Source organism: Mesobacillus boroniphilus JCM 21738, from assembly GCF_000517385.1.
Lineage (GTDB): Bacteria > Bacillota > Bacilli > Bacillales > Cytobacillaceae > Mesobacillus > Mesobacillus boroniphilus.
In genome coordinates, this window is sequence record NZ_BAUW01000105.1 from 1 (window position 1) to 11,247 (window position 11,247).

Below are 11,247 nucleotides of genomic sequence, written 5' to 3' on the forward strand. Positions count from 1 at the left end.
GGACCTTTTACAGGACCAAACCCCCATTTCGGGCTTATAGAATCTTTCTATACAAGAACAACCACCATTTCGGCAGATAGAATTTTTCTATGGGACCTTTCAGCAAAATTCCAACAAGACTCCAGCCAGTCCTGCAACAAAAATGTAAATAACTGGACTCTTTATAGTCACATAAAACGGGAATATAGAGTTCAAGAGGAGTTATTATCGAATGGAGGGAAACGACGATGAAGAAATCGACCAAGAATTTTGTGTGGGCTTCTTTGCTTTTAGCTGGCGGAGCTGTTTTGCTGACAGCTGCATACAGGAAAAGCCAGCGGGATGCGATTCGTTTTCTTGAGGATACCGACATGAGGAACAGCGAGAAAATTGACCAAATGGAGAGTGTCGATGCTGGTCTAGACCCCGCTGAAAGAGGGCTTACACAGCTTGATTCTGCCATGCGTGCAGAATGGGTGGCCAATGGTTTCCCGCAGACTCATATGGAAATGAAAGAATTGGCAGAGAAAACTGACGTTGAGAAGAATACCAATTATGCACCGAATATGTAAAAGGTAAAACCTCGCCAATGCTCGGCGAGGTTTTCATATTGAAGCCTTCATTTTCTCTTTTTTACCATGCAAAGAGTAGTAGATAAAGACACCTGCTATGATTAATGGCACCATCGCCAGATACAATCCGCGATATCCGAAATCCGGAATCATGTATCCCAGCAGGAATGGCCCGAAGCCAATTCCGATATCCATCATGATGAAAAAGGTCGACGTGGCCATTCCCATGCGGTGCGGGGGTGTCATCTTAATGGCTATCGTCTGTGCGACAGATTGGAAATTGCCATACCCTAACCCGATGAGCGCGGCTCCCAGCAGGAACACGGCACTGGATTGCGCCTGGCTTAGTGCATACATCCCAAGGGCAAAGGCAATCAATGCCGGATACACAACGCTGTTCGCACCTTTTGCGTCCATCAGCTTCCCGGTGAATGGACGGGAAAATAGGACTGCCATTGCATAAACGAAGAAGTACATGCTGCCCGCCTCTGTCAATTCAGCTTCCTTCGCAAATGACGCGATGAATGATAGAGTACCTGAATAGGCTAGCGCAATGACGAACGTGACAATCGAAATCGGCAATGCATTTGGTTCTAAATAGTTTGCCAGACTGAAGCTTCTGCTTTTATTTTCACCTTCTCCCTGATCATCCACAACAGGTTCATTTACCATCAGGGCGATTGGCAAACTGGCCAGCCCGACGACCAGGGAAAAAATGAACATGCTCTGATAGCCAAACTCATTAATCATTGCGAGGCCAATCAACGGACCAACCGCGGTTGATAAAATTACGCTCAAGCTGAAATAGCTGATTCCTTCCCCTTTCCTGCTCGCAGGAACAACCTGTGCCACAATCGTCCCCGTTGCTGTGGCTGCGAACCCAATCCCAACACCATGCAGAAAACGGACGATCAGGAGGACGTAGATATTTGACGGAATTAAATATAGTGCAGTTATCAGAACGAAAAACAAAATTCCTCCGATTAACATCTTTTTGCTGCCAATCCTCGCGATTTCCTTGCCGGCATACAATCTGGCAAAAAGAACCCCGATGATAAAGATGCTGGACGCCAATCCTGCCATGCTCGTTGAAGCTTCATACGTATCAGTCGCATAGGAAGCCATTGTGACAATCAATAAATACATCGAAAGCATCATCACGAAATTCACTAGAGAAATCGAAATGAAATCCTTCGTCCATAGTTTTTCTTTTTGCATACGTTCACCTTCAAACTCTAAGATGTAAAATAATATTTCGAAAACCGAATTAATTATACCGTTTAACATCATAAATGTCCATGGTGGTGAACCATCAGAGTCTTGACCCAAAAAAAGACTGAATCCGCATGGAATCCAGTCTGTCGTACTTATTTTGGCAGCAATACCTTGTCGATAACATGAATGACGCCGTTTGATGCTTCAACATCAGGTGTTACGACATTCGCTTCGTTTACTTGAACCGGGTCAAGTGAAATGGTGACATTCTTCTTTGCAAGTGTCTGTGCCTGCATTCCTTCCTTCAAGTCGCCTGACATGACTTTGCCGGGCAGCACATGGTACAGCAGGATATCCTTGAGATCCTGTCTTGCTAATAACTCATCTGCTGTAATCCCCAGATCCTTCAGAAGCTTATTGAACGCCTCATCCGTCGGTGCGAAAACTGTGAATGGCCCTTCACCTTTCAGGGTTTCGACCAATCCGGCTTTCTCAAGGCAGCCGCGAGGATTTTAAAGTTTCCTGCTGATACTGCAGTATCAACTATGTCCTTTTTGTTCCCAGGATTGTCCGCAGCAAAACCAGGATTTGCAATTGACACCACCATCATCACTGCAAAAAGTACTACCGCAAATTTCTTCATCATGTGAATCACTCCTTTTTCCAATAGAGGCCTTTATAACCTCTGTATTTTACAAAAGGTAGTATTCTACATAGTTGGATATTTATCCATGTATTTAAAAAGCTTCTTTTTTATTAAAAACTTCGGAGAAATTCAAGCCATAAATAAAAACCAGGCTGCCTGGAAGACTTACAGGATCGCAAGCCTCACGCACTTGGAGAGGAGACGGAGGAAACGCTTGCGGCTCTTGGTTCATTGTTCAGTTCCCCGTACAATATTTACAACCGCGGCAAATTGTCTGATATGCAGTTTGATCCTTTTATCGATGACGAAGGAAATGAAATTCCTCTTTAATTTGCTCTTTACTCAGGCAAATACGTGTCTTCGCCGTCAGCAACCGTGCGCCGCAATTCGTATGATTCTTTTAACAAGACATTAAACCAGTATAAGCACACCTTTGCGGCAGCCTATGCGACTCAGGTGAATCAGGTGGTGGCGATGTCCCGGCTAAGGAACTATGATTCTGTCACGGATATGCTGCTGCATGATCAGCAGGTCACCCGGGAGATGTACGATAACCAGCTGGATATCATCCAGGAAGAGCTGGCTCCGCATATGAGACGTTATGCTAAATTGAAAAAACGCGTCTTAGGTCTGGATAAGATGACGAATGCCGACCTTAAAGCGCCTCTGGATCGGGATTATAAAATAGAGACCAGGTATGAAGAGGCAGCTGAAACGGTTCAGAAAGCACTCGAAATCATGGGGCCGGAGTACAGCAAGATGATCAAGACGGCTCTATCCGAGAGATGGGTGGATTATGCTGACAATGTCGGGAAAAGCACGGGGGCTTTTTGTTCAAGGGGTCATTATTTGACTCCCCTCCTTATGAACTTTCGGTCTATTAAAGCTATACCACAACAAATATCCTTTACACGTTGAATTTGATGGAAGGAAGGCCACACGAGAAGAAGCCTGGCATTTAACAAACACCAGGCTTCTTCTCTTTAATTTTAAATTTCATTCTAGAATCAGACCCTTAACGACCCCCGGAAACCTCTTGCACCATAATAGGAATCCGCACCATTGTGGTACACAAAAACCGTGTCGTAGCGGCGATCGCAAAAAAGCGCCCCGCCGAGTTTTCTAATATTCTCAGGTGTCTGCACCCAGCTCGACGTTTTCAGATCGAAATTGCCAAGTTTCTGCAGCTCCCGGTATTGTTCTTCCGTTAAAAGTTCTATGCCCATTGCAGCTGCCATATCCATCACACTATTTTCTGGTTTGTGCTTTTTCCTTGCCTCCAGTGCGTCGCGATCATAACAAACACTTCTCCGGCCTTTAGGACTTTCCACTGAACAATCATAAAAAATGTATTCGCCTGTCTCTGGATCAAGGCCCACAATATCCGGTTCACCACCAGTTGCCTCCATCTCATTGAGCGACAACAATTTTTCAGTATTGTTTTCAAGCCTAGCTTGTACACTAGTCCATTCAAGACCCTCATGTCTGTTCATATTTTTTTCAAAACGAGTTTTCAAAGTTTCCAGCAGTTCTTCCTGTTGTTCTCGTGACAACTCTTTATTTCCTTTTGCCATATTAGCACTCTCCTTGTTTTTGATTCCTTATTGTAAAATCTCTTTATTAATCTTTATCATTATGGGTCTTTCTGAATGCGTCCCAAACCATTATAGCTACCAGAACAGTGAACAGGCCCTTTCCAACATTCTTCAGCGTTTCGGAATCAGAGCCGTAAGACACAATAAATGAACTTACTATCATAAGAAACACGATAACCAGTTTAGTAGTTCTTTTCAAACCTGTCCCCCCTGGACAAAATTACTTTTTAAATTTAACCGCCCTTCTAACTGCAAGCAATATATAGAGAGTTGCGGCATACAAAGTTAAACTAATCATGTAAAAAATCGCCTGTGGTTTCATTGATTCGCTTGCGATTCCATGTAGTTTGTTATAGTCATCAATCGATCCAAAATACGACCAGATGTAATTTAAAGAGATCACTAATAATAGCAATGCCATAATGGCCTTTTTATGTAAAATCAGTCTAGTCAAACTCTCCTTAAAAGCCTTTGGGACAGTAACCCTTGAGTTCCTTAGCTACTGATTCTATTGTTAATAGGCGTTAAGAAGTAAACCAGCAAGCCTCCCCAGACAATCCCAAAAACCACTAATTCTGCGAATTCCAATTTGAATCCTCCTCCATATTGGTCAACCCAGTCGGTCTATCGCACCTTTCTACTGTTTTGCTTCCAGGTATTTTTTATAAGCGAGCGGGCTTTGCAAATGTTCAGGAACGATTTCATGTGCCGGCTCCTGCACCTGCTCTTGTACTTTTGCAGCATCAGGCGATATAGTCGCAATCCTTTTACGGACGTCATTCAGTAAGTAAATCCCTCTAAATAGACTGCCTGCAATAATCCCGAAGGCAAGGATGCCACCTACAATCGGCCCCATAACAAATAGCAGGTAACCTAGTATGACACTTAACAGTATGGCTAAAAACAAATACATGACAACCTTTGCCCCCATTTCTAACTTAGCAAAATAAAATTCTTCCGAAACTCTTTATCATTAATTTCAATCCTGATTCGTAAATCCCTGGTTCGAAGCACATACTCTTTAATACCGATGAACTCAGATTCAGCAATCAAATAGAATTGAGTGCCTTTTTTCAAACCCTTAAAGTCTTTTTTCAACATATATTTCTTCATTATTATTTTTGTAACTCCTGTAAGATTCTTTTCAATAAGTTCAACAAAAAGAAGCGTTAATCCTTCCATGATTTACGCTTCTTCTGGAAATAATTATCCACTTAAAAAAGCCACCTCGGTTGCACCCGGCAGCTTTAAATTTTACAATTCATCTTGTTCATCTAGCGTGACTGCTTTGGCGGCTGGCACACTTCACATTTGCGTTGGTGGTTATCCTTGAATTTCTTGAAGGGTTTTTCAAAATTATTGCCGCAAGCGCATTTGAAAAGTAATTTTTGCGAAAATCCGTGGTATTCTGTCGTCAGCAGCTTACTCTCTGAATTTTTCTCCACAAACTCTCTGATCTTATCAATTGTCCAACGTTTATTCATGTACTTATACCTCCATATATGATCGCTAGTCGGAGGCTTTTCGGGCATCCGGCAATTATGTGTAAAATTCATCTAAGTTCCTCATTATAACATGCGCCGACATACAATCATATAAGCTGTTTAGTCTTTATTTTCCTTCTCATGCAGCTCAATTATTCGGTCCAGTTTCCGTTCTATACTCTTCGAATTATCAGGTTCCCTTATTACGAGTGACCTGACAGCATAAAAAACAGCAGCCACAATACCAATTATTAAAATGAAAAATATTAATTGAAATAATAGATCTCCAATGTTCATATTATCCCGCCTCTTTTTTGGATAATTATACTATATTTTCTTATTTGTTTTACATTCCTCCCCTCCCGGACTTACTATTAAATTATATTCAGGACAGGTGGTATTTTTGGAAAAGTTTAGAGTGGGAATTATCGGAACGGGGTTTGGTGCTAAAGTTCATGCGCCAATGATGGACCACCATGAAGGATTTGAAGTTGTGGCTATTTCGAGTGTATCGAGGGGGAATATCGAGGAAGCACGGAAAGCCAGCGGGATTGAAAATGTCTATGCCGACTGGCGCCAGATGATCGAAAAGGAAACGCTCGATTTAGTGGTAGTCGCTTCGGCGGTTCATTTACATAAGGAAATGGTTGCCGCTGCTTTCGAGAAGGGCGTTCATGTAGTATGTGAAAAACCAATGGCCATGGATACTGCTGAAACAGAAGAAATGATTACGGATAGAGACAAGGCAGACAAACTCGCGTTGATCAATCATGAATTCCGCTTTTTGCCCGCTCGTATGAAGATAAAAGAAATCATGGAAAGCGGGAAACTCGGGGGAATTTTACATGTTCGCTATGAGTGCTCTTTTGCCAATTATACCGGACTGACTACAAAACCGCGTGGCTGGCTGGGACAAGAAGAAAAGGGCGGCGGAATGCTTGGGGCTATTGGATCTCATATGACAGATGCTCTTCAATGGTGGATGGACAGCTCATTTAAAGATGTGTTTGCCCAGCTGCCAATTCACATTCCCACCTGGACTGACGAAAACGGGAATACCGAAAATCGAACAGCGGATGATGCTTTCCAGATTATCGGCTCTCTGGAAAACGGGGCTACTGTAACGCTTGAGCTCCTTTCTGCAGCGCGCCAAACCGATCACACATGGCGACTTGAAATCTACGGTACTGAAGGCACACTTGTTATGCTGGATGACAAAAAGGTGCTGCTCTCCACCGGAAATTCTCCACTAGAAGAAGTCGAGCTAGAGCCGGAGTTAGAAGCACCTTCAAGTATGCCACAGGTCGCAGCAAGGTATTATAACGGCTTCCAAAGGGCTTTAGATGCACTATATGAAACACTGGTTTCCAGTGAGAAACACCCGTACCTCGCTGATTTCGAACATGGACATTCAACTCAAAAAGTATTGGATGCAGTCAGGACATCTGCTCGCGAAGGCAGAAAAGTAGAAGTAAAATAGAGGATTCTAAATTGACAGAGAGTTAATAGGCATGGATTCGATATGACAGAGCGGGCTTCTGAGAACAAAAGCTCTAAAAACACTATTAATCAAACGTTTGATTAATAGTGTCTAAAGCTGGAGCCGATGGGGAAAAATCGTTTCAATCAAGCATTAAATTTTTTACAACTTACAGAAATGATTGAGAAACCTGTTAACTCGGCATGAGTTCGATCCTTATCGAATTCATGCCTTTTTATATAGCAAAAAGAAAGCCTGATTCCTTTTCAGAACAGGCTTGTCATTCTACATATCACGAAGCATTGTGTTTAATGAGCTTAATTCCTCTTCAATCGCAGCAAGACGCTTTTCCAGCGGGTGCAGGTTGCCTTTTACAGATTCCAACTTATCGAGATTATGCTGCAGCTGCAGATACTCGTCTTTCAGTTCGACGATTTTGTATTCAATTTCTCTTTTATCCATTGACTGATCCCCCTGTTATGACGATTACTTCTTTTAGAATAGCGATATGAGGGCCTTAATTCAAGATACATGCAAAAGGCGTACAGATAAGTTTCTGTACGCCCTTTTCCCTATTTATTCACTTTAGACAAAAGTGTGATACTGTAAATGGCCGCGAGCCCTACTAGGATATAGACCACTTTTGCGATTGGACTGTCCATGCCTCCAAAAAGACCTCCGACCAAATCCCATTCAAATAATCCAACCAAAAGCCAATTTAAACCGCCGACAATAAGCAATACTAATGATACCAAATTCAATGTTTTCATTTTGACACCACCAATTGTATAATTTTGTATAACCTTTCGAGATTTATTATACAAAAACTATACAATATTAGCAAACATTTTATATATTTTTATTAAAATGTTGATTTATCAGCCTTAAAGTTGTGTAATTCTTGTATAACTTATCTATAATGATAAGAATGGAGGTGAAAAGTTTGTATAGCATCAAACAGGTATCAGAACGATTGGATATACCCGCCGTGACGATCAGGGCCTGGGAAAACCGCTACAATGTCGTAGCTCCCAACAGGACCGAGGGCGGTCACCGTTTATATAGTGAAAAGGATGTCGAAACACTAAAGTGGATTAAGACACAAGTGCACGAAAAGAATATGAAAATCAGTGACGCGGTCAGACTGCTGCAGGAATCCCCTCCGGCTTCTGCCACATCTACATCACTGAATAACAAGTACGACGAACTAAAAGCTCAGCTTTACAAAGCACTGGTCAACCTTGATACTCAAGAAGCAAATCAGATTGCAGACCTTGCTTTTTCCTTGTATGACTACGAAGAGGTGTTCCACCACATATTAGTCCAGGTTTTGTATAAGGTCGGGGATGAATGGGAGAATGGTGTCATAAGCGTTGCCCAGGAGCATTTTGCTTCACAGTTCATCATCAACCGCTGCACCCAGTTCCTGAGGATTCTGCCTGTGAACCCTGCCCTTCCGAAAGTGATGGCATTCTGCCCGGAAGGAGAGCAGCACCAAATCGGGTTGATGGTCTTCAGCCTATTTTTAAAAAAGAAAGGCAATGATGTCATCTATTTGGGCCCGAATACGCCGCTTGAGGGATTGCAGATTTGCTAAAAATGAAAAACATTAGCGTTGTCGCGATTTCCATGACGAATCCGAAACCAATTCAAAAGGTCGAGGATTGGATTCAGTCATGCCTCAAAATGAACCCTTCTCTGAAGTTCATTGTGGGCGGCAGCTGCGTAAAAGATTGTCCACAGCTGGAGTCCAAATCTGTCACCTACTCCCTGGGTTCGGATTGGGATAAATGGTATGACTCATTTATGCGTTAACAAAAACTCTATAAATCCCTTGTTTTTATAAATGGGAGAAATGATAAGATTAAAATGGAATCTTATTAGGGAGGTTTACTAGTGAAAAAGCTGTTGTATCCAATTACCGATTGGGTTTCAACGAAGCGTGGAATGTGGATCACGATCATCGCCTGGCTTGTCCTTATGGTTGGCTTAAGTGCTGGACCAATGCTTAGCGAATATAAAACTACCAACTTCCAATCGCTTCCTGATAAAGCACAATCAATGATAGCAGAGAAAAAGACTGAAGAACTGTTCCCAAACGAACAAGGTACACCGGGAATCCTGGTCTTCCACAATAAAAATGGCGGCATCAATCTGGAGGAAGTCAAACAAATCCTCAACGGAATTGTCGCTGAGGATATCGAAGGAATCGAAACAATCGTTGATATCAGCGCACTCCCTCCTCAAGCTTTGGGAGGCTTTACATCAGATGATGGCTCAACGATGATCGTCCCGATGGAGCTGGAAAAAGGGCTTGGGAACAGCCAGTATTCCGAAATTAATGACAAGGCCCTGGAAACCGGCAACGAGATTGCTGAAGACCTTGAAAGCACAGAATTTTATATTACTGGACCTGCCGGTATTGCCGGCGATACGGTCAAGCTTTTTGAACAAGCTGACTTTGTCCTGTTGATCGCAACCGTGTTGATTATTTTGATCTTATTGATTGTTATCTATCGTTCACCACTGCTTGCAATCATCCCGCTTCTCGCGACTGTTATTGTCTATCAGGTCGTGAACCAAAGTGTGGCACTGATGGGTGCTGGCGGCCTGGAAGTCAGCAGCCAGACTTCCTCCATCATGAGCATCCTGCTTTTCGCAGCGGTCATTGACTACTCCTTGTTCGTCTTCTCTCGATACCGCGAGGAACTGAACAAATATGAGAACAAGTACGAGGCAATGAAATACGCGATGCGTGCAACAGCTGAGCCTGTGTTTTTCGCAGGAGGCACTGTGTTAGCTGCGATGCTGATATTATTCTTTGCCGATTTCCGCGATTATCTCAACTTCGCCCCTGTATTCGGGATTGCGATGTTCTATATCATGATTGCTTCCGTCACCTTGCTACCGGCATTATTTACATTATTCGGCCGCAAAGCATTCTGGCCTAAGGTTCCGAAGTATGGCCAGGAAACAGAAGTCAAGCATGGAATCTGGGGACCAGTCGCCCGATTTGTCGTCAATAAGCCTGGAATATCGGGCGGGCTTGTTGCCGTATTTTTGGTCGTCACAGCATTCAATGTCTTCAATCTGGACTTTGAATTTGATACGGTAAAAAAATTCCCTGAAGACCTGCCTTCCCGCGTCGGCTATGAACTCGTCGAGGAGAGGTTTGATAAAGGGGAACTGGCACCGACTACACTCTTGCTTGAAAGCGAAGAGGCTTTTACCCAGGAAGAGTCAAATGCAATTATCGAAAAATGGCAAAGCTATGAGGAGATGCATCCGTCCGGGTGTCCGCACAAACCGAGGATGCAAAAGCCTTGAAATTAAACGTTGCTTTATCAATGAATCCATACTCGACAGAAGCAATTGATTTTATCGGAGACCTGCGCGGTGAAACTCCTGAGTTATTGGACGAGCTTGCGATTGATGGAGAAGCTTATTATAGCGGAGTCACAGCAAAGCTTTTAGACGAACGGGAAATCAATAACCGCGATATCGTAAAAATCGTGCTCCTGGAAACAGTGTTGATTCTGGTACTCTTGTACGCTCTCACGCGTTCGGTCAAGATGTCCATCTACATGATGGGAACCATCCTGCTATCGTACCTATCTGCGCTGGGGCTTGGAATCTTCCTCGTCGACGTCTTATTCGGCTTCGAAGCCCTAAGCTCTCGCGTTCCAGTCTACGCCTTCATCTTCCTGGTGGCATTGGGAATCGATTATAACATCATCCTGGCCTCCCGATTCATTGAAGAGCGTAAGGCACACAAAGTCAAGGATGCCCTTGAAATCGCGATCCGCAATACCGGCGGCGTCATTTCATCAGCCGGTGTCATCCTGGCTGCAACCTTCGCAGCGCTGACAACGATGCCCATCGCCGACCTATTCGTCTTCGGCTTCATCGTCGCAGTCGGAATCCTGATCGACACATTCCTCGTGCGCGGCATGCTGCTGCCAGCATTGATCCTTTTCTTTGAAAAAGATCAAGAACCCGTCGCCGTACAACGTAAATAAGACAAAGGCAGTCCCAGCGCTCTGGGACTGCCTTTATTTGTGTGGTGAAGTCCGTTGCTAAACCTTTGATGACGGGCATTTTTCCATGATTCTCCGGGATTTCTGTCCGTCATGACCCTGATGACGGACACTTTTTCACCATTTCACAGGTTTTCTGTCCGTCATAGCCTCGATGACGGACACTTTTCATAATTTCACTGAATTTCTGTCCGTCATGACCTTGATGACGGACACTTTTCCATGATTTCCTTGGATTT

18 protein-coding genes and 1 pseudogene are annotated in these 11,247 nt (G+C 43.5%); 8 read left to right on the forward strand and 11 right to left on the reverse strand.

Annotated features, from left to right (window positions below; genetic code table 11):
* A partial coding sequence (locus tag JCM21738_RS26270) for a hypothetical protein (RefSeq protein WP_035209887.1) occupies positions 1-231 on the forward strand: 231 nt, incomplete at its 5' end.
* A complete protein-coding gene (locus tag JCM21738_RS18905; RefSeq protein WP_023626140.1) occupies positions 228-551 on the forward strand; it encodes a hypothetical protein in 324 nt (107 codons plus the stop codon). The genes JCM21738_RS26270 and JCM21738_RS18905, both read left to right, overlap by 4 nt.
* A gap of 33 nt (positions 552-584) precedes the next feature.
* Here JCM21738_RS18905 and JCM21738_RS18910 read toward each other — a convergent pair whose 3' ends face one another.
* From JCM21738_RS18910 to JCM21738_RS26275, 3 genes are all read right to left on the reverse strand, one after another.
* Positions 585-1,769, reverse strand: coding sequence for an MFS transporter (locus JCM21738_RS18910; protein WP_023626141.1), 1,185 nt, complete (start codon positions 1,767-1,769; stop codon positions 585-587).
* Between the two features lie 149 nt (positions 1,770-1,918).
* On the reverse strand, positions 1,919-2,248 hold the full coding sequence (locus tag JCM21738_RS18915) for a fasciclin domain-containing protein (protein ID WP_243463096.1): 330 nt from the start codon (positions 2,246-2,248) through the stop codon (positions 1,919-1,921).
* Positions 2,233-2,412: a hypothetical protein gene (locus JCM21738_RS26275; RefSeq protein WP_243463097.1), complete on the reverse strand. Its 180-nt coding sequence runs from the start codon at positions 2,410-2,412 to the stop codon at positions 2,233-2,235. Before JCM21738_RS26275 ends, JCM21738_RS18915 begins: the two co-directional genes overlap by 16 nt.
* A gap of 156 nt (positions 2,413-2,568) precedes the next feature.
* On the opposite strand from JCM21738_RS26275, the gene JCM21738_RS26280 reads away from it, so the two are divergent.
* Both JCM21738_RS26280 and JCM21738_RS23565 read left to right on the forward strand, forming a co-directional pair.
* The gene (locus tag JCM21738_RS26280) at positions 2,569-2,742 is read left to right on the forward strand and encodes a hypothetical protein (RefSeq protein ID WP_232215911.1); all 174 of its coding nucleotides are present in this window, start codon (positions 2,569-2,571) and stop codon (positions 2,740-2,742) included.
* Positions 2,743-2,766: 24 nt separating this feature from the next.
* Complete coding sequence (locus JCM21738_RS23565) at positions 2,767-3,330, forward strand: M3 family metallopeptidase (protein ID WP_232215880.1); 564 nt, start codon at positions 2,767-2,769, stop codon at positions 3,328-3,330.
* 89 nt (positions 3,331-3,419) lie between these two features.
* Here the strand turns inward: JCM21738_RS23565 and JCM21738_RS18925 are convergent, their stop codons facing one another.
* The 6 genes from JCM21738_RS18925 to JCM21738_RS23570 form a co-directional block, all read right to left on the reverse strand.
* The gene (locus JCM21738_RS18925) at positions 3,420-3,986 is read right to left on the reverse strand and encodes a DUF4256 domain-containing protein (protein ID WP_023626146.1); all 567 of its coding nucleotides are present in this window, start codon (positions 3,984-3,986) and stop codon (positions 3,420-3,422) included.
* A gap of 241 nt (positions 3,987-4,227) precedes the next feature.
* Positions 4,228-4,461, reverse strand: coding sequence for a hypothetical protein (locus JCM21738_RS26285; RefSeq protein WP_023626148.1), 234 nt, complete (start codon positions 4,459-4,461; stop codon positions 4,228-4,230).
* Positions 4,462-4,644: 183 nt separating this feature from the next.
* On the reverse strand, positions 4,645-4,920 hold the full coding sequence (locus JCM21738_RS18935; RefSeq protein WP_023626150.1) for a hypothetical protein: 276 nt from the start codon (positions 4,918-4,920) through the stop codon (positions 4,645-4,647).
* Between the two features lie 20 nt (positions 4,921-4,940).
* On the reverse strand, positions 4,941-5,189 hold the full coding sequence (locus tag JCM21738_RS18940; protein WP_023626151.1) for a hypothetical protein: 249 nt from the start codon (positions 5,187-5,189) through the stop codon (positions 4,941-4,943).
* Positions 5,190-5,281: 92 nt separating this feature from the next.
* Positions 5,282-5,491, reverse strand: a complete 210-nt coding sequence (locus JCM21738_RS18945; RefSeq protein ID WP_023626152.1) for a hypothetical protein — start codon at positions 5,489-5,491, stop codon at positions 5,282-5,284.
* A gap of 120 nt (positions 5,492-5,611) precedes the next feature.
* Positions 5,612-5,788: a DUF4083 family protein gene (locus tag JCM21738_RS23570; protein ID WP_023626153.1), complete on the reverse strand. Its 177-nt coding sequence runs from the start codon at positions 5,786-5,788 to the stop codon at positions 5,612-5,614.
* 106 nt (positions 5,789-5,894) lie between these two features.
* Between JCM21738_RS23570 and JCM21738_RS18950 the strand changes: the two genes are divergently transcribed.
* Entirely contained in the window at positions 5,895-6,971 is a 1,077-nt protein-coding gene (locus JCM21738_RS18950; protein WP_023626154.1) for a Gfo/Idh/MocA family protein, read from the forward strand.
* A gap of 285 nt (positions 6,972-7,256) precedes the next feature.
* On the opposite strand, the gene JCM21738_RS24840 is transcribed toward JCM21738_RS18950, so the two are convergent.
* Complete coding sequence (locus JCM21738_RS24840) at positions 7,257-7,433, reverse strand: SE1832 family protein (RefSeq protein WP_023626155.1); 177 nt, start codon at positions 7,431-7,433, stop codon at positions 7,257-7,259.
* Positions 7,434-7,543: 110 nt separating this feature from the next.
* Positions 7,544-7,741: a DUF378 domain-containing protein gene (locus tag JCM21738_RS18955; protein ID WP_023626156.1), complete on the reverse strand. Its 198-nt coding sequence runs from the start codon at positions 7,739-7,741 to the stop codon at positions 7,544-7,546.
* Between the two features lie 173 nt (positions 7,742-7,914).
* Between JCM21738_RS18955 and JCM21738_RS18960 the strand changes: the two genes are divergently transcribed.
* The 3 genes and pseudogenes from JCM21738_RS18960 to JCM21738_RS18965 all read left to right on the forward strand — a co-directional run bounded on the left by JCM21738_RS18960 (position 7,915) and on the right by JCM21738_RS18965 (position 10,990).
* A complete protein-coding gene (locus tag JCM21738_RS18960) occupies positions 7,915-8,568 on the forward strand; it encodes a MerR family transcriptional regulator (RefSeq protein ID WP_052019793.1) in 654 nt (217 codons plus the stop codon).
* Between the two features lie 2 nt (positions 8,569-8,570).
* Positions 8,571-8,786, forward strand: a complete 216-nt coding sequence (locus JCM21738_RS22725) for a hypothetical protein (protein ID WP_148296147.1) — start codon at positions 8,571-8,573, stop codon at positions 8,784-8,786.
* A gap of 81 nt (positions 8,787-8,867) precedes the next feature.
* A pseudogene (locus tag JCM21738_RS18965) lies at positions 8,868-10,990 on the forward strand (MMPL family transporter).
* Positions 10,991-11,247 lie beyond the last annotated feature (257 nt).

Coding starts and splice junctions, on each gene's coding strand:
- JCM21738_RS18905 (WP_023626140.1), top strand. CDS start 228: ATGAAGAAATCGACCAAGAATTTTGTGTGGGCTTCTTTGCTTTTAGCT.
- JCM21738_RS18910 (WP_023626141.1), bottom strand. CDS start 1,769: ATGCAAAAAGAAAAACTATGGACGAAGGATTTCATTTCGATTTCTCTA.
- JCM21738_RS26275 (WP_243463097.1), bottom strand. CDS start 2,412: ATGATGAAGAAATTTGCGGTAGTACTTTTTGCAGTGATGATGGTGGTG.
- JCM21738_RS18925 (WP_023626146.1), bottom strand. CDS start 3,986: ATGGCAAAAGGAAATAAAGAGTTGTCACGAGAACAACAGGAAGAACTG.
- JCM21738_RS18935 (WP_023626150.1), bottom strand. CDS start 4,920: ATGTATTTGTTTTTAGCCATACTGTTAAGTGTCATACTAGGTTACCTG.
- JCM21738_RS18940 (WP_023626151.1), bottom strand. CDS start 5,189: ATGGAAGGATTAACGCTTCTTTTTGTTGAACTTATTGAAAAGAATCTT.
- JCM21738_RS18945 (WP_023626152.1), bottom strand. CDS start 5,491: ATGAATAAACGTTGGACAATTGATAAGATCAGAGAGTTTGTGGAGAAA.
- JCM21738_RS23570 (WP_023626153.1), bottom strand. CDS start 5,788: ATGAACATTGGAGATCTATTATTTCAATTAATATTTTTCATTTTAATA.
- JCM21738_RS24840 (WP_023626155.1), bottom strand. CDS start 7,433: ATGGATAAAAGAGAAATTGAATACAAAATCGTCGAACTGAAAGACGAG.
- JCM21738_RS18955 (WP_023626156.1), bottom strand. CDS start 7,741: ATGAAAACATTGAATTTGGTATCATTAGTATTGCTTATTGTCGGCGGT.
- JCM21738_RS22725 (WP_148296147.1), top strand. CDS start 8,571: ATGAAAAACATTAGCGTTGTCGCGATTTCCATGACGAATCCGAAACCA.